This is a genomic window from Pseudomonas sp. MPB03 (assembly GCF_046605385.1).
In the GTDB taxonomy this organism is placed as follows: Bacteria; Pseudomonadota; Gammaproteobacteria; order Pseudomonadales; family Pseudomonadaceae; genus Aquipseudomonas; species Aquipseudomonas zanjanensis.
Window position 1 is genome coordinate 5101706 of record NZ_CP176770.1, and the last position, 21043, is coordinate 5122748.

The 21043-nt window shown below is 62.8% G+C and carries 19 protein-coding genes, 1 pseudogene and 1 riboswitch; of the genes and pseudogenes, 4 read left to right on the forward strand and 16 right to left on the reverse strand.

Annotation, left to right across the window (positions count from 1 at the left end; translation table 11 throughout):
* Nucleotides 1-128: 128 nt before the first annotated feature.
* The 11 genes and pseudogenes from ACLH0I_RS22005 to cobO form a co-directional block, all read right to left on the reverse strand.
* Entirely contained in the window at nucleotides 129-2093 is a 1965-nt protein-coding gene (locus ACLH0I_RS22005; protein ID WP_411385380.1) for a hypothetical protein, read from the reverse strand.
* 203 nt (nucleotides 2094-2296) lie between these two features.
* A complete protein-coding gene (locus ACLH0I_RS22010) occupies nucleotides 2297-3028 on the reverse strand; it encodes an adenosylcobinamide-GDP ribazoletransferase (protein WP_411385381.1) in 732 nt (243 codons plus the stop codon).
* Nucleotides 3029-3030: 2 nt separating this feature from the next.
* The gene (cobC, locus tag ACLH0I_RS22015; protein WP_411385382.1) at nucleotides 3031-3606 is read right to left on the reverse strand and encodes an alpha-ribazole phosphatase family protein; all 576 of its coding nucleotides are present in this window, start codon (nucleotides 3604-3606) and stop codon (nucleotides 3031-3033) included.
* Entirely contained in the window at nucleotides 3603-4658 is a 1056-nt protein-coding gene (gene cobT / locus ACLH0I_RS22020) for a nicotinate-nucleotide--dimethylbenzimidazole phosphoribosyltransferase (RefSeq protein WP_411385383.1), read from the reverse strand. Before cobT ends, cobC begins: the two co-directional genes overlap by 4 nt.
* The gene (cobU, locus tag ACLH0I_RS22025) at nucleotides 4655-5176 is read right to left on the reverse strand and encodes a bifunctional adenosylcobinamide kinase/adenosylcobinamide-phosphate guanylyltransferase (protein ID WP_411385384.1); all 522 of its coding nucleotides are present in this window, start codon (nucleotides 5174-5176) and stop codon (nucleotides 4655-4657) included. Before cobU ends, cobT begins: the two co-directional genes overlap by 4 nt.
* A gap of 247 nt (nucleotides 5177-5423) precedes the next feature.
* The gene (locus ACLH0I_RS22030; RefSeq protein WP_250964178.1) at nucleotides 5424-6875 is read right to left on the reverse strand and encodes a cobyric acid synthase; all 1452 of its coding nucleotides are present in this window, start codon (nucleotides 6873-6875) and stop codon (nucleotides 5424-5426) included.
* Entirely contained in the window at nucleotides 6872-7864 is a 993-nt protein-coding gene (gene cobD, locus ACLH0I_RS22035) for a threonine-phosphate decarboxylase CobD (RefSeq protein ID WP_411385385.1), read from the reverse strand. Before cobD ends, ACLH0I_RS22030 begins: the two co-directional genes overlap by 4 nt.
* On the reverse strand, nucleotides 7857-8765 hold the full coding sequence (gene cbiB, locus ACLH0I_RS22040) for an adenosylcobinamide-phosphate synthase CbiB (RefSeq protein ID WP_411385386.1): 909 nt from the start codon (nucleotides 8763-8765) through the stop codon (nucleotides 7857-7859). The genes cobD and cbiB overlap by 8 nt, the downstream gene beginning before the upstream one ends.
* Nucleotides 8762-9412: a 5,6-dimethylbenzimidazole synthase gene (bluB, locus tag ACLH0I_RS22045; protein WP_411385387.1), complete on the reverse strand. Its 651-nt coding sequence runs from the start codon at nucleotides 9410-9412 to the stop codon at nucleotides 8762-8764. Before bluB ends, cbiB begins: the two co-directional genes overlap by 4 nt.
* A gap of 260 nt (nucleotides 9413-9672) precedes the next feature.
* A pseudogene (locus ACLH0I_RS22050) lies at nucleotides 9673-11019 on the reverse strand (cobyrinate a,c-diamide synthase); the annotation flags it as partial.
* A gap of 11 nt (nucleotides 11020-11030) precedes the next feature.
* Nucleotides 11031-11657 (reverse strand): cob(I)yrinic acid a,c-diamide adenosyltransferase, encoded by a 627-nt coding sequence (gene cobO, locus ACLH0I_RS22055; RefSeq protein WP_284739158.1) that lies wholly within the window; start codon nucleotides 11655-11657, stop codon nucleotides 11031-11033.
* A gap of 79 nt (nucleotides 11658-11736) precedes the next feature.
* Nucleotides 11737-11947, reverse strand: a riboswitch (cobalamin riboswitch).
* Nucleotides 11948-12106: 159 nt separating this feature from the next.
* Between cobO and ACLH0I_RS22060 the strand changes: the two genes are divergently transcribed.
* Nucleotides 12107-12691: a hypothetical protein gene (locus ACLH0I_RS22060; protein WP_186707009.1), complete on the forward strand. Its 585-nt coding sequence runs from the start codon at nucleotides 12107-12109 to the stop codon at nucleotides 12689-12691.
* Between the two features lie 244 nt (nucleotides 12692-12935).
* Nucleotides 12936-14252, forward strand: a complete 1317-nt coding sequence (locus tag ACLH0I_RS22065) for a PQQ-dependent sugar dehydrogenase (protein WP_411385388.1) — start codon at nucleotides 12936-12938, stop codon at nucleotides 14250-14252.
* Between the two features lie 136 nt (nucleotides 14253-14388).
* Here the strand turns inward: ACLH0I_RS22065 and ACLH0I_RS22070 are convergent, their stop codons facing one another.
* From ACLH0I_RS22070 to ACLH0I_RS22090, 5 genes are all read right to left on the reverse strand, one after another.
* On the reverse strand, nucleotides 14389-14922 hold the full coding sequence (locus ACLH0I_RS22070) for a C40 family peptidase (protein WP_250964185.1): 534 nt from the start codon (nucleotides 14920-14922) through the stop codon (nucleotides 14389-14391).
* Between the two features lie 165 nt (nucleotides 14923-15087).
* Nucleotides 15088-15714 (reverse strand): C40 family peptidase, encoded by a 627-nt coding sequence (locus tag ACLH0I_RS22075; RefSeq protein WP_411385389.1) that lies wholly within the window; start codon nucleotides 15712-15714, stop codon nucleotides 15088-15090.
* 212 nt (nucleotides 15715-15926) lie between these two features.
* Complete coding sequence (hda, locus tag ACLH0I_RS22080; RefSeq protein WP_003178999.1) at nucleotides 15927-16631, reverse strand: DnaA regulatory inactivator Hda; 705 nt, start codon at nucleotides 16629-16631, stop codon at nucleotides 15927-15929.
* 170 nt (nucleotides 16632-16801) lie between these two features.
* Nucleotides 16802-17875, reverse strand: a complete 1074-nt coding sequence (locus ACLH0I_RS22085) for an AI-2E family transporter (protein ID WP_186707013.1) — start codon at nucleotides 17873-17875, stop codon at nucleotides 16802-16804.
* Between the two features lie 32 nt (nucleotides 17876-17907).
* The gene (locus ACLH0I_RS22090; RefSeq protein WP_411385390.1) at nucleotides 17908-18966 is read right to left on the reverse strand and encodes a DUF2066 domain-containing protein; all 1059 of its coding nucleotides are present in this window, start codon (nucleotides 18964-18966) and stop codon (nucleotides 17908-17910) included.
* 365 nt (nucleotides 18967-19331) lie between these two features.
* On the opposite strand from ACLH0I_RS22090, the gene purM reads away from it, so the two are divergent.
* Together purM and purN are read left to right on the forward strand one after the other, a co-directional pair.
* Nucleotides 19332-20390 (forward strand): phosphoribosylformylglycinamidine cyclo-ligase, encoded by a 1059-nt coding sequence (gene purM / locus ACLH0I_RS22095; RefSeq protein ID WP_186728786.1) that lies wholly within the window; start codon nucleotides 19332-19334, stop codon nucleotides 20388-20390.
* Nucleotides 20390-21040 (forward strand): phosphoribosylglycinamide formyltransferase, encoded by a 651-nt coding sequence (gene purN / locus ACLH0I_RS22100; protein WP_411385391.1) that lies wholly within the window; start codon nucleotides 20390-20392, stop codon nucleotides 21038-21040. Before purM ends, purN begins: the two co-directional genes overlap by 1 nt.
* Nucleotides 21041-21043 lie beyond the last annotated feature (3 nt).

Genomic DNA, 21043 nt, shown 5'->3' on the forward strand with positions numbered 1-21043 from the left:
GATCCGTCAAGCAGCTGCAAATGGCGAGGGAGCGTGCTCCCTCACCACAGTTTCCCTATGCATTGCAGCCTACATGACCCGTATTTGGCACTTCCATTTTCCGTCTGGCATCCCTGAGTGCCCCCCGCTCACGAATTCTTAGGCGGCGGCACGTTGCAGCTGGTCTCGCCCTGGGATAGTCCCACCCGGTTATCGCTGGGTGTAGGCCGATAACCTTTTCCGATTATCCTGTAGCTCACTTCGCCTTTGCCTAACGGGAAAGATCTCGACCAGGTGGGCAGGATATGATCCGCGTAGGGTTCGATGAGCCACGTAATTCCGTTGGTGACTTGCTCTTGCGTGACATTCTGGAACGTCACAGTTTTGCCGGCGCTGGGTACCTCCACCGGGTTGCTGTAGTTCGTATAGGCCTTCCACACCACCTCGACATCGTCGCCTACCTGCAAAAAACGGCTCGGCGGGACCCTGTACTGGAAGCCATATTTGTCCCCCTCATAACGCAATGACAGACAGGTCAGGTTGTTGTTGACGGTGTGTAGCGGTTCGGCTGGGGGCAAGGCTTGCACCAGGAAATCGATCTTGACCGCGGTGCGTTCTTTAGGCTCTTGCGGGTTTTCATGGGCCACGTTGGTCAACACGTACCAGACCGGCATGGCATCGCTAGGGCCTTCGTAACGGATGGTGTCCCAATCGAGGTCAATCTCGATGATATCCCCCGCCGTGTCATCAGCGACGTCAATCACATAGGGATCGCCAATGGTGTTGCCATTCCACATGACTTGATACGTGTCGCCATCGGTCAAGGGCGCGACCAGTTCGATCTTGGCCTTGACAGGCTCGTTTTCGTCGCCGGCCTCCAGTTCATTGTCGACACCCGACTTGCCCACAACCGTGACCGCTTCCAGCAGGTCGTTGCCGGGATCCGGGTCTGGGTTGATTGGCCCGGTGCCGGAAAAGTTGCATCGAACGGTGGCTTCATTTGAGCCAAAAGGTTCTGCACCCCGCAGCACCGTGTAGGAAACTGGCGTATCCTTCCCACCCGTCGTGGTGCTGCCATATTCGGCCCAGAGAATCGCCCAAGGTACGGGGATGTTGACCCCGCCCGTTGGGTTGCCGCCTAGAGGCGTTCCCGGCGTGACGTCCTTGGTGCCCCATTTAACGACAACTCTATCGGTTGACTTGCCATTGGGGACACGGGGGACATTGACGAGCACCTGCCCGCCGATAACATCCGAACGCAACAGCTCCCCACCCGTCGCATCCGCCACCGTGGGTGCGTTCAAGGGTTTAGGAGGCAAGGGGCCGAGCGCAACCGACATAAGCTCATATTCAGACAGGTAGCTCATATTGCCGGCCTTGTCGAGCAAGACGTAACCGCCGCAGCATAGGCCATCTCCAGCGTTCACGAACTTTTCCTTGGGAATGCGCACGACTCTGTTGCCAGTCAGATCGATGGGCACCGGACCGATCAGATCAATATCCGCTGGATCCTCAGGCAGCACACCCTTTATCCAGCCGTACGCGACTCGCACATCGGTTCTGTCGCCCGTCCACGGCGGAATTGTCGCTTCCAGATAATCATCCGTACCAAACGTTGCATCGGTGATCGGCGGTTCGACATCGAATATCATTTTCCCCGGAATGGAGCCAGAATTGGGCGGAGTCTTGTCGATGTGGATGAGCGTTCGCGGCGATTCGTCTGGGGTACCAAGGTGGTTCATATGCTGGTATCGGAGGTCGATAGGTCCTTCATGCTCCGGATCCAACAAGAAATCGGGGGGAATGTTAAAAACCAACGGCTCCCATGGATCGACACTTGTAAAAGTAAGTTCTTCCAACGTCGTCCATTCATCACTCTGCGCCCGGGTCCACTGCAGTCGAATTTGCTCCTCCTCACCTTCCGGGTCATCACCGTCCCAGGTGGTGATTGTTGTGGTCAGACCCGTATCAAGGTTTGACCTGCTAATAAGCCCCACCGGCAACCCTGGTAGCGGAGCCGGGTGTACAACCGGCGCCTGGACGTCACGCGGGCCCGCTCCGCCGGATCCGCTTGCATTCGAGGTAGACTGCTCTTTGTCATATGAACCTGCCATGTTGTCGCTCTCCGTCTTCTTAACGTGAAGCCATGGACGCCCATGATGCTTCAGCTTGAGAAAGCAGACCGATTATTAGCGGGTACTACCCAGACGCTTCCCGTCGTTCTGCGCTGGCGAGAAGTAAGCGCTTTTTTTGGATAGGGCGAAACTGTCAGAGTTGACAGGTGGTTATCTACACAGGGGCGCCAGGGTTTTGTTCCTCACCAGAACCCCGCCCCCACCAACACCACCACCTCAAGCACCTCCACCAACGCCCCAGCCGTATCCCCGGTGCAGCCCCCGAGCCTGCGCAGCATCATCCGCCGCAAGCCGACGAACACCGCGAAGGCGACCGCCAACGCACTAGCGGCAGCCCACCCCGCCACCAGCACACAGCCCAACGCACACGTCACCAACACCCACCCTCCCGCGCGTCGAGGCAAATGATCGGCCAGCGCCTGACCCAGGCCGCCAGCCCGCACGTAAGGTGTGGTGAGGAACAGGCCCAGCAACGCCGCACGCCCCAGCACTGGCACGATGATCAAGGCCAACGTCTGCCCCTGTTCGATCAACGCCACCAGCGCGGCAAACTTGAGCAGTAGCACCAACACCAGGGTGACCACCGCAATGGGACCGCTGCGCGGATCTTTCATGATCAACAGCGTGCGTTCGCGATCACCGAAACCACCGAGCCAGGCGTCGGCGCTGTCGGCCAGGCCGTCGAGGTGCAGGCCGCCGCTGAGCAACACCCACGCTGTCAGTAACAGTGCGGCATGGAGCAGCGACGGTGTACCCAGCAGCAGCGCATCGAGTAGCCACAGCAGGCCACCGAACAACAGCCCCACCACGGGATAGAACAGCAGCGAACGGCCCAGTTGTTCGGGCTCGGGCATGCCCGGCAGGCGCACCGGCAGGCTGCTGAGAAATTGCAGGGCGATCCAGAACGGCAACATGTTCAAACCACCTCTTCGAGCACTGAACCTGCCGCCACGGTCAGGGAAAACAGCGCGCCATGGGCCACTTCGACGTTGAGCAACTGCTCCCGAGGCAGGCCTCGGGCCTGGGCCAGCAGCAGGCGCATCACGCCGCCGTGGCTGACCAGCAAGACCCGTTGGCCGGCGTAGGTCGCGTGCAGGCGTTCGATCGCCGCCAGGACGCGACTGGAAAACGCCAGCACCGGCTCGCCTTCAGGCGGCGTGAAGGCATAAGGGTCGGCCCAAAACCGGCCCAGCGCCTCGGCATCGGTGTCCATCAACGCCGCCGCGCTACGCCCTTCCCAGGCGCCGAAATGCAGCTCTTGCAGGTCTTTGTCCACGTGCACCGGCACGTTGAGCCGGGCGCCGAGTTGTTCGGCGAAACGGGCGCAGCGCTGCAAGGGCGAACTCACCAGGCGATCCCAGGGCCCGCCTAGCTCGACCGCCGCGTGCATCTGTTCCCAGCCCCTGGCCGTCAAGGCGTCGTCGAGGCTGCCACGCAAGCCGCCGCCCAATTCGGTTTCGCCGTGACGCAGCAGGTCCAGGCGCAAGGTCATGCCGGGCGATCCGCCACAGCCGCTTCGGCAAACGTCGCCATCTGCCCGTGGAGGTCACAGGCCAGGCGCAACAGCGGTACCGCCAACGCCGCGCCACTGCCCTCGCCCAGGCGCAAGCCCAAGTCGAGCAGCGGTTCGGCGCCGAGGGTTTCCAGCACGTGGCGATGGCCCGGTTCGGCGCCGCGATGGCCGAACAGCAACCATGACCGGCACGCCGGATTGAGGCGCACCGCCACCAGGGCCGCGACGCTGCAGATGAAGCCGTCCACCAGCACGGCCACCCCTTGCTGGGCGCAGGCCAGGTACGCACCAACCAACGCGGCGATTTCAAAGCCGCCGAGGTTGAACAGGGTCTGCAACGGGTCGTTGCCTTGGGCAGCGTGCAACGCCAGGGCCCGTTCGATCACCTGGGCCTTGCGGCTGACACCTGCGGCGTCCAAGCCCGTGCCTGGCCCCACCAAGTGCGCCACCGGGCAGTCGAGCAAGGCGCAGGCCAGGGCGCTGGCGGCGGTGGTGTTGCCGATGCCCATTTCGCCGCCGATGAACAATTGCGCCCCGGCCGCGACGGCACGCAACACACTGTCGCGGCCGGCGTGCAAGGCTTGCTCGCCCTGGCTCACCGTCATGGCCGGGCCCTGGGAGAAATTCGCCGTGCCCGGCCCGAGGTTCAGGTGCCGCACACCGGGCAGGTCCAGCGATGACGTGACGGTGCCCAGGTCGACCACTTCCAGGGACGCGCCCAGTTGCCGCGCCAGGACGCTGATGGCCGCGCCGCCGCTGACGAAGTTGAACAACATTTGCCCGGTGACTTCTTGGGGATAGGCCGATACGCCTTCGGCTACCACGCCGTGGTCGCCGGCGAAAATCGCAATCCACAACCGGTCGAGGTTCGGTTTGACCTGCCCTTGCAGGCCCGCCAACTGCACCGCCACCGATTCCAGCCGCCCCAGGGATCCGGCCGGTTTGGTCAACTGTTGCTGACGGGCCGTGGCCAATTCCAGCGCTTGGGTATCGACGGGCTTGCACGGGTCCAGCCACCAGCGATGATTCATAACGCAGTACCTTTGAGAGTCAGGGGCAGGCCGGCGACGGTCAGCACGACGCGCTGACAACGTTCGGCCAAGGCTTGATGCAGCCAACCGGCTTCATCGACGTAACGGCGCGTCAGCTCGCCCAGCGGCACCACGCCCAGGCCGGTTTCGTTGCTGACAAAAATGATCTCCCCGGGCAACGCGGGCAGGCTGTCCAGCAGCGCTTCACGCTCGGCGACCAGCCGGTCGGGATCGTTGAGCATCAGCAGGTTGGTCAGCCACAAGGTCAGGCAATCCACCAGCAAACATCGATCGCTGGTGGCGTTTTCCTGCAGTACCCGCGCCAGCGCCAACGGTTGCTCCACCAGCGCCCATTCGGCCGGACGTCGGGTGCGGTGCTGGGCGATACGCTCGTTCATCTCGCCGTCCAGGGGTTGGCTGGTGGCGATGTAGGTCACGGGCAATTGGGAGTCTGTGGCGAGTTTTTCAGCCAGACGACTCTTGCCGGAGCGGGCGCCGCCGAGAATCAGTTGCAGCATGGGTTATTCCTTTTATTGGCGGTGTGGCGACTGGCGCCATCGCGAGCAAGCTCGCTCCCACAGGGGACTTATGTATACCCGCAGATCCGATGCTGGAACATTGGGTATCTTTTATTGGCGGTGTTGCGGCCGGCCTCTTCGCGAGCAGGCTCGCTCCCACAGTTGATCCAGGGTGTACATGAATGCTGTGGTTATCAGAGATCCAATGTGGGAGCGAGCTTGCTCGCGATGAGGCAAGTACACCCCCCTAGATCCCACAGAGTTCACGCAACATCCCGGTATCCAGATACCGCTCCACCAGATCCGCCAGCCGCTCAATGTCTCGCTCGCGCAACCCGTGGTAGTCCACCGCCTGCACATCCTGCAACCCCGCCCAACGCAACAACGCGCAACTGGCCGCCGGCGACTCGAACACCCCATGCAGGTAGGTGCCGAACACCTGTCCGTCGAGGCTCTGGGCACCGTCACAACGGCCGTCCTCCAGATGCACCGCCGGATTTTCCAAGGCCGGGCCGCTGGTCACGCCCGCGTGGATTTCGTAGCCGCTGACCTCAGCCGCTTCCAACGCCAGCCGCCCGCGCACATTGCGCAACTGCTTCTCGTGTTCCAGGGTCGTTTCAAAATCCAACAGGCCCAACCCGGCACTGGACCCGGCCGCGCCTTCCAGCCCCAGCGGGTCGTGGACCTGCTGGCCGAGCATCTGCAAACCGCCGCAGATGCCCAGCAGCTTGCCGCCGTAGCGCAGGTGACGATGGATCGCCGTCGCCCAACCGTTGGTACGCAGGTAGGCCAGGTCGCTGCGCACGCTTTTCGAACCGGGCAGGATGATCAGGTCAGCCGGCGGGATCGGCTGGCCGGGGCCGATGAATTGCAAGTCAACCTGCGGGTGCAAGCGCAGCGGATCGAAATCGGTGTGGTTACTGATGCGCGGCAAGACCGGCACCACCACTTTCAGCACCTGCTCGGCCTTGTCGATCTGGCGCCGGTCGAGGCCGTCCTCGGCTTCCAGGTGCAGATCCATCACGTAGGGCAACACGCCGATCACCGGCTTGCCAGTGCGCGCTTCCAACCAGTCCAGGCCCGGTTGCAGCAAGGCGATGTCGCCGCGAAAACGGTTGATGATGAAACCCTTGACCCGTGCCTGCTCGCTGGGGGAAAGCAGCTCCAGCGTGCCCACCAGATGAGCGAACACCCCGCCACGATTGATATCGGCGATCAGCAGCACCGGGCAATCCACCGCCTCGGCAAAGCCCATGTTGGCAATGTCACCAGCGCGCAGGTTGATCTCCGCCGGCGAGCCGGCGCCTTCCACCATCACCACCGGATAGGCCGTGCTCAAGCGCGCATGAGAGGCCAGCACCGCTTGCATTGCGATGGCTTTGTAGTCGTGATAAGCCACGGCGTTCATGGTCGTGACGGCGCGGCCATGAATGATGACCTGGGCGCCAGTATCGCTGTTGGGCTTGAGCAGCACCGGGTTCATGTCGGTGTGCGGTTCGAGACCGGCAGCTTGGGCCTGCACCGCCTGGGCCCGGCCGATTTCGCCGCCGTCGGCGGTCACGGCACTGTTGAGGGCCATGTTCTGTGGCTTGAACGGCACCACACCGACACCCTGGCGCCTGACCCAGCGGCACAAAGCCGTGACCAAGGTACTTTTTCCGGCATCGGACGTGGTGCCCTGCACCATCACTGTGGTCATCGGTTGTCCTTGGCGTAGGCCTCGAAAGCCTGTTCGAGGCGCAGGAATTCGCTGTCATCGGCCGGCAGCCCAAAGCGCAGGCTACTGGTATTCACAAACAGACGCAGGAGAATGCCGCGCTGGGCCATGAAATCGTGGAGCCCTTGGGCCTGTTCGGTGACCAGCCATTGGAACAATCCGCAACCGCCCTGAGGCTTGAAGCCGTGACGTTCGAGCAACAGCGCCAGGCGTTGGCTGGTGGCTTCGCAGCGTTGACGCTGGCGCGCATGGGCGTCGGTGTCCAGCAAGCACGCCTGGCCCAGCACCCGGGTCGGCCCGCTGACGACCCACGGCCCGACTTGTTCGGCGAGCAACTTGAGCAAGCGCCGCTCAGCCAAGACAAACCCCAGGCGCACCCCGGCCAGGCCAAAGAACTTGCCGAACGAACGCAGCACGATCAACCCGACCAACTGGGTATGCGCCGCCAGGCTCAGCGCCGGGGTGACGTCCATGAACGCTTCATCTACTACCAGCCAGCCACCGCGCTGGGCCAGGCGGGCATGCCAGTCCAGCAAGCGCTCCGGGGCCAGGCTCAGGCCCGTGGGGTTGTTCGGATTGACCACCACCAGCACGTCGAGGCTGTCGAGGAAGAAATCCACTTCCGCCTCCAGCACCTCGCGCACGATATAGCCGCTACGGCGCCAGGCTTCGGCGTGCTCGGCGTAACAGGGCGACAGGACGCCGACCTTGCCGCTGCGGCGCAGGCGCGGCAACAGCTGGATGGCCATCTGCGAACCGGCCACCGGCAGCACGTCCAACGCACCGTAGTAATCGCAGGCGGCCTGTTCCAAGCCGTCATCGGTTTCCGGCAGGCGCGCCCAGGCCCGCAAGGGAATCGCCGGGACATCGAACGGCCAAGGCGCGAGGCCGCTGGACAAGTCGAGCCAATCGGCCTCGGCAATGCCGTATTGCCGGGCTACGTTGCGCAAGCGCCCGCCGTGCTCAAGCATAGAACTCAGCTCCCAGGCAGAGAATCAGCAACCACAACCATACCCCGCGCTGGACCAATTGCCAGCCGCGATCAATGGAATCGGCACTCGCCGGCACGCCTTCGCCCAAAGGCGGACGTTGGTGCAGCTCACCGTGGTAAACCGCCGCCCCGCCCAACTCGACCCCCAGCGCTCCAGCCCCGGCGGCCATCACCGGCCCGGCGTTGGGGCTGTCCCAGGTCGGGCCCTGGGTGCGCCAGCATCTGAGCGCCAGGCGAGTTTTACCAAGCAGCGCGTAGGTCAATGCCACCAGGCGCGCCGGAATGTAGTTGAGCCCATCGTCGATCTTGGCCGCCGCCCAGCCGAAGCGCTCGAAGCGTTCGTTGCGATAGCCCCACATGGCGTCGAGGGTATTGCTCAGGCGGTACAAAACCACACCCGGCGCGCCGGCCACGGCGAACCAGAACAACGCGGCGAACACCGCGTCGCTGCCGTTTTCCAGCACCGATTCGGTGGCGGCGCGGGCCACGGCGGTTTCATCCAGTTCAGCCGTCTCGCGACTGACCAGGTAACCGACACGCTTGCGTGCCTCGTCCAGATCACCGCTGCGCAGCGCCCGCGCCACCGGCTCGACATGTTCACCGAGGCTGCGCAGGCCGAGGGCACAGTACAACGCCAGGATTTCCACCAACCAGCCCACCATCGGCGCCCACGACAAGGCCGTGGCGAGCAGGGTCAACGGCACCACCGCGATGACCCACGCCGTCACGCCGTGGCTGCGCCAGCCGCGTCCGCCGGCGTTGAAGCGTTGTTCGATGCGATCGGCAAAACCGCCGAACGCCACCAGCGGGTGCCAGCGCCGGGGCTCGCCCAGCAGCGCATCCAGCGCCACCGCGGCGGCACTGAGCAAGGCCACACTCATGGGCGCGTTCCCCAACGGTTTTCATACAGCAGTTCATGGAGCGGACGGGGTTGCGCCCACCCTTCCAGGGCGAGCATCGGCGCCGGGTAGAAACCCTCGACCGGGCCCAGGCAAAGAATCGCCAGCGGCTTGGCCCCGGCGGGCAACCCCAGCAGGTCGGCCAGGGCCTGGGGCTCGAACAACGACACCCAGCCCATCCCCAACCCTTCGGCACGGGAGGCCAGCCACAGGTTCTGGATCGCGCAGGACAGCGAGGCCAGGTCCATTTCCGGCAAGGTCCGGCGACCGAAGATGTGCCGCTCGCGATCCTCCATCAAGGCCGCCACCAGCACTTCGGCGCAGTCGTCGATGCCTTCGACCTTGAGCTTCATGAACTCGTCGCTGCGCTCGCCGAGGGCCTCGGCGGTACGGATGCGTTCTTCTTCCACCCGTTGGCGGATCTGCCCACGCAAGGCGCGATCGCTGATGCGGATGAATCGCCATGGCTGCATCAGGCCGACGCTGGGGGCCTGGTGCGCGGCTTCCAGCAGACGGCGCAGCAAGGCCGGCTCCACCGTGCCACCGCTGAAATGGCGCATGTCGCGGCGCTCGGCGATGGCGCGGTAGACGGCGTCGCGTTCGGCCTGGGTAAAGGCGTTGTCAGTCATGGCCTCTTCGCGAGCAAGCTCGCTCCCACATTGGCTAGCGTTGCACTTGAGATCACTGGGTCCCCTTGGGCTAGCGGTGCACTTGAGATCACTGGGTCCCCTTGGGCTAGCGATGCACTTGAGATCACTGGGTCCCCTTGGGCTAGCGATGCACTTGAGATCACTGGGTCCCCTTGGGCTAGCGATGCACTTGAGCTCACTGGGTCCCCTTGGGCTAGCGGTGCACTTGAGATCACTTGGTCCCCTTGGGCTAGCGATGCACTTGAGCTCACTGGGTCCCCTGTGGGAGCGAGCTTGCTCGCGATAGCGGCCTCAAGGTCAGGCGCAAACAACGCCGCAATCGCCCGCGGATTGGACGGAAAATAAAAATGCACATAGGAAGCCGTCATCCGCCCCTGTCGGAACACCGCCTCCGCCCCTCGCCCACCATTCGGGCTGTGGCCACGGGCAATCGGCTCGAGCTCGGTGCTGGTCAGGGAGTGATGGTAGGTATGCCCACGCAGGTTGCCTTCCGGCAAATCCACCGATTGCAACGCCAGGGCCGCCAAGCGCTTTTGCATCTGCGCATCGCCGGACAGCAACCCCAGGAGTTCGGCGCGCACGCCGTCGACGTGGGTCAGTGAATCGAGCAGATACAACATACCGCCGCATTCGGCGAGCAGCGGCTTATTGGCGGCATGGTGCGCACGGATCGCGGCCAGCATCGGCGCATTCCGGGCCAGCGCAACGTGGTGCAGCTCCGGATAACCGCCGGGCAAATAAAGGCTGTCCGCCTCGGGCAGTTCGCCGTCATGGATCGGCGAAAAGAAGCGCAACTGCGCGCCCATGGCCCGCAGCAGATCAAGGCTGGCGCCATAGGTGAAGGCGAACGCTTCGTCACGGGCCACGGCGATGCGCACCCCATCGAGCCACGGCTCAACGGCGACCACCTCGGGCGCGGCGAACGCTACGGCGGGCGGCAGTGTCACTTCGCAACTGCCGGCCAGGGCATCGGCGGCCGCGTCGAGGCGCGCGTCCAAGTCGTTCAACTCGCTGGCCTGGACCAAGCCGAGATGACGGCTGGGCAATTCGATGCCGGTTTCCCGGGACAGCGCGCCGTACCAACGCAGGCCTTCGGTCAGGCTGCCTTCGAGCAATTGCGCGTGGCGCAAGGTGCCGACCCGGTTGGCCAAGACCCCGGCGAATGGCAGGTCCGGTTGATAACGGGCCAGGCCCAAGGCCAGGGCACCGAAGGTCTGGGCCATGGCCGTGCCGTCGATCACCGCCAGCACCGGCACGCCAAAATGCCGCGCCAGGTCGGCGCTGGACGGGGTGCCGTCAAACAGCCCCATCACCCCTTCGATGAGGATCAGGTCCGCTTCAGCAGCGGCTTCCCATAGCAACCGGCGACTTTCCTGCTCGCCCACCATCCACATGTCCAATTGATAGACCGGCGCGCCGCTGGCCCGCTCCAGGATCATCGGGTCGAGAAAGTCCGGGCCGCATTTGAACACGCGCACCTTGCGGCCCTGGTTACGATGCAACCGGGCGAGCGCTGCGGTGACGGTGGTCTTGCCTTGGCCCGAGGCTGGCGCTGCGATCAGCACCGCCGGACAGTGGCGGGTCATGGCCGCATCGCTCACAGTTCGACGCCTTTTTGCGCCTTGATGCCCGCCTGGAACGCGTGCTTGATCATGCCCATTTCGGTCACGGTGTCGGCCAGCTCGATCATCTCGGGCTTGGCGCCGCGACCGGTCACGACCACATGCTGCATCGGCGGACGAGCCTGTAGATCGCTCAGCACCTGGTCGAGGTCGAGGTAGCCGTGCTTGAGGGCAATGTTCAACTCGTCGAGCACTACCAGGCCAATGGACGGGTCATTGAGTAATTGGCGGGATACGGCCCAGGCGGCTTCAGCGGCGGCGATGTCGCGCTGGCGGTCCTGGGTTTCCCAGGTGAAACCTTCGCCCATGACGTGAAAGCGCACCTGCTCCGGGAAGCGACGGAAAAACAGCTCTTCACCGGTGCTGTTGCGGCCCTTGATGAATTGCACCACGCCGCACTGCATGCCGTGGCCCATGGCCCTGGCCAGCATGCCAAACGCAGAACTGCTCTTGCCCTTGCCGTTACCGGTCAGCACCAGCAGCAAGCCGCATTCGTTCGGCGAGTTGGCGATGCGCTCGTCGATCACGGCTTTCTTGCGCAGCATGCGCGCCAGGTGGCGTTCGTCGCGATCAGACGTATCGGTGATGAGGGAGTCGGTCATGGGGAAGCCTCCGCAGGGGATTGGATAACGGCGGGCGGGCACAAAAAAGACGGCAACAAGCCTGGCATCGCCCACCGTGATGCCGTTGGATGGATCAGGCCGGTCTCCGGGCTCATGAGCGGCGTGGTGCCTGGCTGCGCGCCTTCCCATGTCATCCGACACAGTGGCCTGTACGCAGCGTTGACTCATTTACCGTTGCGGGGGCAGCGCCGGGTTCGTGTGCACTCACCGGCTTCCCTGTTTCACTCTGTCGAACGCGGTCACAGAGCACCTGAAACAAGCGGCGAAGGTTAGAGGGTTGGGGGTGGAGCGTCAATTAAAGCCGCCATGGCTCGTGCACGGAACATTGGCCACGATCAATAAAGTGACGTCAATCTTGTGCCACGCTACGGCAAGTGATATCAAATAGGCATCACGACCCGATATCACAAGAACAAGAGGGCAAAAACATGCAAGGCATGCTCATCAGCAATCCAAAGCTGGAATTCCTGCGCCCGCTGCTGGAACGCTGGTTTGATTGTATCGACCGCTACAACGCCGTGCGCGGCGATAACGACACGCCCTACTGGTTCGATGAACGGGCCAACCTTGGCTTGCTGTCGGCCGCTGCCTGGATGGCCGAAATGGTCACGCTGCAGAACGCCCCGACCCGCAAGCAGAACGAAGAAGGCGAACGTAACGTCAGCGCCGACCTGTTCATCGCCAGCACGGAGGAACGCGCCTTCATCCAGGCCACCCAACGCTGGCCCAAGGTCAACAACCTGAACCTGACCCAACCGCTGCTCGAAGCCACCAGCGATGCCAAGCGCATCAGCTACGCCAGCGACCTGAAGCTGGGCTGCCTGTTCGTCTCGCCGCAAAAAGCCCAGCAAAGCGCCACGCCCGAAGAGCTGCAGGACATGATCGACGACCTGCAGAAAGAAAATACCTGCGCCGTGGCCTGGTACTTCCCTTACGCCTATCGCAAATTGCGCAACGAAGCCGGGCAGTACCATCCTGGTATCGCGGTGCTGTTCAAGCAGGCCCATGGTTGATTCGTTCAGCAAGAAACCGCGAGGTGACCTCATGTGGGAGCGAGCTTGCTCGCGATAGCGGTGTGCCAGTCAACATCAACACAGGCTGATGCACCGCCATCGCGAGCAAGCTCGCTCCCACAGTGGATTTTCAGCAATCACAAAATCACAGGGACCTGGCTGGCGGGATGGCCTACCCACAGTTGAACCATCGCGCGTCTACGCTCCTCTATGAATAACCACATGCATTCATAGGGACGCCAGCATGCTCAAGCCACCTCACCTTCTGATCGTCGCCCTTGCCGCCGGGCTTGTCGCTTGTGGCGAATCGTCCACTTTGCAAGTCTCCGACGGCACTGGCCCTGCGCCGAAACTGCCCGAACCGAACAAGACCCTGATCCCCACCGTCAACATCGCCGAAGCCATCGGCTGGCCGCAAGGCGCCAAGCCAACCCCGGCCCAAGGCCTGCAAGTCGGCGCCTTCGCGGAAGGGCTGGACCATCCGCGCTGGCTCTATGTGTTGCCCAATGGCGATGTGCTGGTGGCCGAAACCAATGCCCCGCCCAAGCCGGACGATTCCAAGGGCATCCGTGGGTGGGTGATGAAAAAAGTCATGGGCCGCGCCGGTGCCGGGGTGCCCAGCCCCAATCGCATCACGCTGTTACGCGACGCCAACCACGACGGCATCGCCGAAACCCGTACGGTGTTCCTGGAAAACCTCAACTCACCGTTCGGCATGACCCTGGTGGGCAATGACCTGTATGTGGCCGATACCGACCGGTTGATTCGCTTCCCCTACAAAGAGGGTGACACGCAAATCAATGCACAGCCAACCAAGGTCGTCGATCTACCCGGCGGCACCCTCAACCACCATTGGACTAAAAATGTGATTGCCAGCCGCGACGGCAGCAAGCTGTACGTCACCACTGGCTCAAACAGCAACGTCGGGGAAAATGGCATGGAGGCCGAGGAAGGTCGCGCCGCCATTTGGGAAGTGGACCGTGCCAGCGGCAAGCACCGGATTTTCGCCTCAGGCCTGCGCAACCCCAACGGCCTGGCTTGGGAACCGCGCAGTGGTGCGCTCTGGACGGCGGTGAACGAGCGGGACGAGATCGGCAGCGATCTGGTGCCGGACTACATCACCTCGGTCAAGGACGGCGCCTTTTATGGCTGGCCTTATAGCTATTACGGGCAAAACGTCGATGCCCGGGTCGAACCGCAGAACCCTGCCCTGGTGGCGAAGGCCATCGCCCCGGACTACGCCGTCGGACCGCACACGGCCTCATTGGGCCTGACCTTCGCCGAGGGCAGCACCCTGCCCGCCCCGTTTACCGAAGGGGCTTTCATCGGCCAGCACGGTTCCTGGAACCGTAAGCCCCACAGTGGCTATAAAGTGATTTTCGTACCGTTCAACGACGGCAAACCGGTGGGACAACCGGTGGATGTGCTGACTGGTTTCTTGGACGCCGACGAAAAAGCCCAAGGCCGGCCAGTGGGCGTGGTGATCGACAAGCAGGGGGGGTTGTTGGTGGCTGATGATGTGGGGAACAAGATTTGGCGGGTGTCGAAAAAACAGGGCTGAAACCGATCCCCGTGGCGAGGGAGCTTGCTCCCGCTCGGTTGCGTAGCAACCGCTAAAAGCTTGGGGCTGCTGCGCAACCCAGCGGGAGCAAGCTCCCTCACCACAAGAGCGCTCCTGCGGCGCAAAAACTCAATCGTCAGGGATTGCGCGCCAGGTGCTCCGGTTGCAGCACACGCTTGGCGCCCAGATAGGCCCTCTGCCAATAAGCCTTGGACAGGCTGTCGAGCTTGACCGTGCCACCCGTCGCCGGCGCGTGGACAAAACGCCCTTCGCCGACATAGATCCCGGCGTGGCTGACCTGGGAACCGCCATTGGTGGCGAAGAACACCAGGTCACCGCTCTGCAACGCGTCCTTACCCACTTCTGGCGCCCGCATGCTGATCATTTCCCGCGTGGACCGTGGCAAGGCAATGCCGGCGGCGTCGCGGTATACATAACCGATCAAGCCACTGCAATCGAAGCCCGAATCCGGCGTGTTGCCGCCCCAACGATAAGGCGTGCCCACCAGGCCCAGGGCCCGAAACAATACATCTTCAGCCGCTGGGGAAAAGGTTTGCGCGGGAGCAAAAACCACCGGTGCCCGCACGGGTGCTGGCGGCGGGGTACGGCTGGCACATGCACTGAGCAGTGCGGCGAGGAAAATGAGCGCGAGGCGGGCCGACGTCGACATATGCAGAACAATCCTGATCTGGATGCGGCTTTTCTGCCGTGGGCATGAAAACAAATCCGCCTGCGGAGTACGCAGGCGGATTGCCATCAATCAATGATCAAGGATTCTAGCGGCTATATGGCAAACTTCAAGTAAGACTTTAAGTTTGCCTTACAAACTGTGTGCTTACTTGCGAGCAGTGACCACAGTCGGTGCCATGGCGAGGGCTCGCTTGGCTTCTATGAAGGTCTTGTTCCAGTAGCTGTCGCCCAGGCTGTCGATCCGCACGCCACCGCTGCGGCGGCTGCTGGAATGGATGAACTGGTTGTCGCCCAGGTAGATACCGGCATGGCTGACGCGACCACGACGACCGTTGGTGCTGAAGAACAGCAGGTCACCGGGCTCCAGCTGGTTGCGTGCTACCAGGGGGGCGTTCACGTTGATCATTTCGCGAGTGGAACGCGGCAGGTTCATGCCGGCCTCCTCCCGGAACAGGTAACCGATGAAACCGCTGCAATCGAAGCCGGCTTCAGAGGTACCGCCAAAACGGTAGCGGGTACCGATCAACGACATGCCGCGTTCCAGGATACTGTCAGCCAGTACTGGAAGCTGGTAAGGCTTGCTGCCGGCGAAGGCTGCGAGTTCTTTGTCGGACGCCATTTCTTCCTGGAACGCAACGGAGGAAGACTGGGCAGTAACAGAGTTCTGGACCTGTGGCTGGGGCGCTTGCTGGGACACCGGAGTGTGGGCAGCGCAACCGAACAACAGGGTAACGAGTGCGAGAGGCACGAGGGGTGCGAAGCGATTTAGCATGGGCACGACCGTGGCTGAAGTAGTAAAGATGGCGAGACTATGCCTTCTATCAACCTCATTTGCAAATTCAATCGATGCAAATGTGACTTCTCGGTTTTACGTTTACATCTAAGCGCTTAAGCCCATTTTGAACGTCATGTGGCCTGCCGCCCAGCAGGACCGCGGGTTTCGCCATGCCCAAAGCAGGCCAAGAGCCACCATTCGGACCGATTCTACCAGCCCAGGGTTTCTTTCAAAAAAGGAATAGTCAGCTTGCGCTGGGCCTGGAGCGAAGCCTGGTCGAGGCGTTCGAGCAGCTCGAACAATGCGCTCATGCTACGGGTGCCGCGGGTGAGGATGAAATGCCCGACTTCGTCGGTCAGGTGCAGGCCGCGACGGGAAGCGCGCAGCTGCAGGGCACGGAGTTTGTCTTCGTCGGACAGCGGGCGCATCTGGAAAATCAGCGCCAGGGTCAGACGTGACTTGAGGTCCGCCAGCTTCACCGGCAGCTCCCGAGGCGAGGTCGAGGCGGCGATCAGCAAGCGTCGACCGCTGTCGCGCAGTCGATTGAACAGATGGAACAGCGCCTCTTCCCAGTCAGCCTTGCCGGCCACGGCCTGGAGATCGTCCAGGCACACCAGTTCGTACTGTTCAAGGTTGTCGAGGATTTCAACGCCGCGATCAAGCAACTCGGCCAATGGCAGGTACACCGCCGGTTCGCCCAGTTGCTCGAACCGCAGGCACGCGGCCTGCAACAGGTGCGTGCGCCCTACCCCGTCCTTGCCCCATAGATAGATCAGGCTTTCGGTCCAGCCGGCGTCGGCTTCGCAAAGCCGCTCGACATAGCCGAGTGCAGCGGCATTGGCGCCTGGGTAGTAATTGATAAAGGTGGCGTCATCACGCAGACGCACACCTAGGGGCAGCTGAATCGGTTTCATGCTGACTGAACAGTTCCTCGGGAACCGTTAGTGGCCTCTGTGTAAAGTGCGCAAAGTTTATACCCGTGACGCGGACCGCACAATGCGCCGGACCACGAGCAAAATCAAAGGTTTGCAGCGACAAGGGCGCGGAGCGTCAGTTTCCCTGACGCTCCGCCCCGTGATTTGCCCTATAGGTCGGGGTCTTCGACGCCACTGTAGATATCTGAATCCTTGTACAGATCATGCATATGCCGCACCAGCACCATGATCACCGCCGCCACCGGTAGCGCCAGCAGGACCCCGGTGAAGCCGAACAACTCGCCCCCCGCCAGGATCGCAAAGATCACCGCCACCGGATGCAGGCCAATGCGGTCGCCCACCAACAGCGGCGTCAGTACCATGCCCTCCAAGGCCTGCCCGACCATGAACACCGCCACGATGCCAACCATCGGGTACAAGTCGCCGCCGAACTGGAACAACCCGGCGACCAATGCCGCGCCAATACCGATCACAAAGCCCATGTACGGGACGATGGCCGCCAGTCCGGCGATCAAGCCAATCAACAGTCCCAGTTCCAGTCCGACCAGCATCAGCCCTGCCGCATAGATGAAACCCAGGGCCACCATCACCAGCAGTTGCCCGCGCACGAACGCCCCCAGCACTTCATGGCATTCGCCGGTCAGGGTCATGATGCGTTCTTCGCGATGACGCGGCAGCAGGCTGCGAATCTTCGCCATCATCAAGTCCCAGTCCCGCAGCAGATAGAAGGCCACTACGGGAATCAGCACCAGGTTCGCCAGCCAGCCGATCAGCGCCAGGCTCGAAGCCGTGGCCTGGCTCAACACCACGCCGACAATGTCGGTGGTCTGGCCCATGTGCTCGCTGATAGCGGCCTTGACCTTGTCGAACTTCCAGAAGCCGTCGGCCAACCCCAGTTTCGATTGCACCCACGGCACCGCGCTGTGCTGCAACCAGTCGAGCATCTGCGGCGCCAATTCGTACAAGCGCAGCAGTTGCTTGGCGAGCATCGGGATCAGCACCAGCAACAAAGCGACCACGATCAAGGTGAACAATGCAAAGACCGTCACCACGCCCCATGTCCGCGACAGGCCGAGTTTTTCCAGGCGATCCACCACCGGGTCGAACAGGTAGGCCAACAGCAACGCAACCAGGAACGGCGTGAGGATCGGGTGCAGCAGATAGATAAACGCGAACAGCAGGGCGACCCCACCCAACCAGAACCAACGCCGCGTATCGCCCATGAACCACTCCTAGCTATATAAAGAAAGACAACCTACCAGCGGAACCGCAAGTTGGCGGCCGGTGCAGGCGCAGGTGTTGCAACCGGAACCGAGCCATCGGCTGCGGGCGGCGCTTCAGGCACCGGCGCTACAGCCTCGCCTGCTGGAATTTCCTGCAATTTTGCCAGGGCCAATTGCGCCTTCAGTTGCTCGGCGCTGCCGTTGACCTTATAGACGATCCGATCCCCTTCGACCCGCTGCAACTGCCCACCGAACGGTTCGAGCAAACGCCCCAGCGCCGCATAACGCTCCAGGTTCATGCCCTGCACTTCCAGCAGTTGCTCGGTGGCCACGCCCGGCTTGGCGACGAAACGCGGCGCCAGGCGCTGGCTCACCGCGAGCATGACCGCATCGGCCAGGGCCGCAGGATTTGCGCCCTGGGCGGTACCCTGTTCGCGCTGGTCTCCCAGCCACAGGCGCCAGGTGCCTTGCCACTGTCCGCCCTCCTCCTTGGCATGGACCGCCAGCAAGGCGTCCGTCGCGTAGCGCTCCGAAGCATCACGCAAAGGTGCCGGGTCGCTGCCTTCCAGGTTCGGCGCGGTGGCAACAATCTGCTCGCTCAAATCCGCCAGCGGCAGGTGCAGTGCCAGGCCCCGATGCTGCGCAGCACGCCGCAGCGGCGTGGCGCTGGCCTGGCCATCGCCCACCAGGCTGGAGCCTTCGGCCGAGTCGTTCAGCCACCAACCGAGGATCGACGGTCGGTTCGCGCTCCACAGCGACAAGCCTGCCGAGCGCAGTGCCCGGTCGGTGCTCGCCGGGTCGAAGTCCACCTTGAGGCTTTCCGGCGGGCCGGCGTCGTAGCCATATTGAAGAATGATCTGTTGCGGGTCCTGGCGGATGGCCGCCAACCCGGGATTCTGGGCCGCCTTGGCGTCGCCGGTCAGGCGCAGCACCAACGTATCCAGGGCGCGCAGCGTCGCCTGGTTGCGCTCCTCCGGCGTCTGGCTGGCGACCGGTTCGAGCACTTGATAAAGGCCATTGACGGTTTCGGCATGGCTCGCCAGGCTGATCAGCGACAAGCAGCCCACGGACAAGAATTTGAACAAACGCATGGAAGATTCCCGGACATAACGGCTGGAACAGGCCGTGTGAAGAAGATTGAGCATGGCTGTGACCACAGCACCCGGCAAAACATTCACACGCCCGGTGGAAGTTTCGCACGATCGTCACCATAACCGGTTACCGCTACACCTTATACAGAGGCGTTGCGCAGTACCAATATAAGAAATATCGGTTTTTTTCCGTGGATTATGTCCCTGCCCGTCGGCGCGAGGATGGCCGCTGCCCCTCAAGCCTGATAAAATCGCGCGCCTTCGCAGACCGGCAATGGCTGGGCTCCCGGAATAATTCGTACAACGGTTATTCAATGGCCCCGGCGTCGGTCGTTACCCAGAAATCCCCCCTAAAGGCCTGGATCATGAGCAAGCAACCCTCCCTGAGCTACAAGGACGCCGGTGTAGACATCGACGCCGGTGAAGCATTGGTCGAACGCATCAAGAGCGTCGCCAAGCGCACTGCGCGTCCGGAAGTCATGGGCGGCCTGGGCGGTTTCGGCGCCCTCTGCGAGATCCCGGCCGGCTACAAGCAACCGGTCCTGGTCTCCGGCACCGATGGCGTCGGCACCAAGCTGCGCCTGGCTCTGAACCTGAACAAGCACGACAGCATCGGCATCGACCTGGTGGCCATGTGCGTGAACGACCTGGTGGTCTGCGGCGCCGAGCCGCTGTTCTTCCTTGACTACTACGCCACCGGCAAACTGAACGTCGACACCGCCGCCCAGGTCGTGACCGGCATCGGCGCCGGCTGCGAACTGTCCGGCTGCTCCCTGGTCGGCGGCGAAACCGCTGAAATGCCCGGCATGTACGAAGGCGAAGACTACGACCTGGCCGGCTTCTGCGTCGGCGTCGTGGAGAAAGCCGAGATCATCGACGGCTCGAAAGTCGCCGCCGGCGATGCCTTGCTCGCCCTGCCGTCCTCCGGCCCGCACTCCAACGGCTACTCGCTGATCCGCAAGATCATCGAAGTCTCGGGTGCCGACATTGAAAACACCCAGCTCGACGGCAAGCCGCTGGCCGACCTGCTGATGGCCCCGACCCGTATCTACGTCAAGCCGCTGCTCAAGCTGATCAAAGACACCGGCGCCGTCAAGGCCATGGCCCACATCACCGGCGGTGGCCTGCTGGACAACATCCCGCGCGTGCTGCCAAAAGGCGCCCAGGCCGTGGTCGACGTGGCGAGCTGGACCCGCCCGGCCGTGTTCGACTGGCTGCAAGAGAAAGGCAACGTCGATGAAACCGAAATGCACCGCGTGCTGAACTGCGGCGTGGGCATGGTCATCTGCGTGGCTCAGGAGCACGTCGAGACCGCCCTGAACGTCCTGCGTGAAGCCGGCGAGCAGCCTTGGGTCATCGGCCAGATCGCCACCGCGGCGGAAGGCGCTGCACAAGTCGAGCTGCAAAACCTTAAGGCGCACTGATGTCCGCAACCTGTGACGTGGTGGTGCTGCTGTCCGGCACCGGCAGTAACTTGCAGGCCTTGATCGACAGCACGCGGGTCGGCGAAAGCCCGGTCCGGATCCGCGCGGTGATTTCCAACCGCGCCGATGCCTACGGCCTGCAACGTGCCAAGGACGCAGGCATCGACACCCGCGTCCTGGATCACAAGGCGTTCGAGGGCCGCGAAGCCTTCGACGCCGCGCTGATCGAACAGATCGACACCTTCAATCCGCAACTGGTCGTACTCGCTGGTTTCATGCGCATCCTCAGCGCTGGCTTCGTGCGTCACTACCAGGGCCGCCTGTTCAATATCCACCCGTCGCTGCTGCCCAAATACAAAGGGTTACACACTCACCAGCGCGCACTGGAGGCCGGAGACACTGAGCACGGCTGCTCTGTGCACTTCGTCACCGAGGAACTCGATGGCGGACCACTGGTCGTACAGGCAGTAATACCGGTAGAGTTGCACGACACGCCGCAAAGCCTGGCGCAACGGGTTCACGCCCGCGAGCACCAGATCTACCCGATGGCCGTGCGTTGGTTTGCCGAAGGAAGGCTGACCCTCGACGATCGCGGTGCCTCACTGGACGGCCAGTTGCTCGCCGCCAGCGGCCATTTGATTCGATACTAGGAG

Coding starts and splice junctions, on each gene's coding strand:
- bluB (WP_411385387.1), bottom strand. CDS start 9,412: ATGACTGACAACGCCTTTACCCAGGCCGAACGCGACGCCGTCTACCGC.
- ACLH0I_RS22065 (WP_411385388.1), top strand. CDS start 12,936: ATGCTCAAGCCACCTCACCTTCTGATCGTCGCCCTTGCCGCCGGGCTT.
- ACLH0I_RS22060 (WP_186707009.1), top strand. CDS start 12,107: ATGCAAGGCATGCTCATCAGCAATCCAAAGCTGGAATTCCTGCGCCCG.
- hda (WP_003178999.1), bottom strand. CDS start 16,631: ATGAAACCGATTCAGCTGCCCCTAGGTGTGCGTCTGCGTGATGACGCC.
- ACLH0I_RS22005 (WP_411385380.1), bottom strand. CDS start 2,093: ATGGCAGGTTCATATGACAAAGAGCAGTCTACCTCGAATGCAAGCGGA.
- ACLH0I_RS22010 (WP_411385381.1), bottom strand. CDS start 3,028: ATGTTGCCGTTCTGGATCGCCCTGCAATTTCTCAGCAGCCTGCCGGTG.
- cobC (WP_411385382.1), bottom strand. CDS start 3,606: ATGACCTTGCGCCTGGACCTGCTGCGTCACGGCGAAACCGAATTGGGC.
- ACLH0I_RS22070 (WP_250964185.1), bottom strand. CDS start 14,922: ATGTCGACGTCGGCCCGCCTCGCGCTCATTTTCCTCGCCGCACTGCTC.
- cobO (WP_284739158.1), bottom strand. CDS start 11,657: ATGACCGACTCCCTCATCACCGATACGTCTGATCGCGACGAACGCCAC.
- purM (WP_186728786.1), top strand. CDS start 19,332: ATGAGCAAGCAACCCTCCCTGAGCTACAAGGACGCCGGTGTAGACATC.
- ACLH0I_RS22085 (WP_186707013.1), bottom strand. CDS start 17,875: ATGGGCGATACGCGGCGTTGGTTCTGGTTGGGTGGGGTCGCCCTGCTG.
- ACLH0I_RS22090 (WP_411385390.1), bottom strand. CDS start 18,966: ATGCGTTTGTTCAAATTCTTGTCCGTGGGCTGCTTGTCGCTGATCAGC.
- cobU (WP_411385384.1), bottom strand. CDS start 5,176: ATGCTGCAACTGATTCTCGGCGGCGCCCGCTCCGGCAAGAGTCGTCTG.
- ACLH0I_RS22030 (WP_250964178.1), bottom strand. CDS start 6,875: ATGACCACAGTGATGGTGCAGGGCACCACGTCCGATGCCGGAAAAAGT.
- cobD (WP_411385385.1), bottom strand. CDS start 7,864: ATGCTTGAGCACGGCGGGCGCTTGCGCAACGTAGCCCGGCAATACGGC.
- cobT (WP_411385383.1), bottom strand. CDS start 4,658: ATGAATCATCGCTGGTGGCTGGACCCGTGCAAGCCCGTCGATACCCAA.
- cbiB (WP_411385386.1), bottom strand. CDS start 8,765: ATGAGTGTGGCCTTGCTCAGTGCCGCCGCGGTGGCGCTGGATGCGCTG.
- ACLH0I_RS22075 (WP_411385389.1), bottom strand. CDS start 15,714: ATGCTAAATCGCTTCGCACCCCTCGTGCCTCTCGCACTCGTTACCCTG.
- purN (WP_411385391.1), top strand. CDS start 20,390: ATGTCCGCAACCTGTGACGTGGTGGTGCTGCTGTCCGGCACCGGCAGT.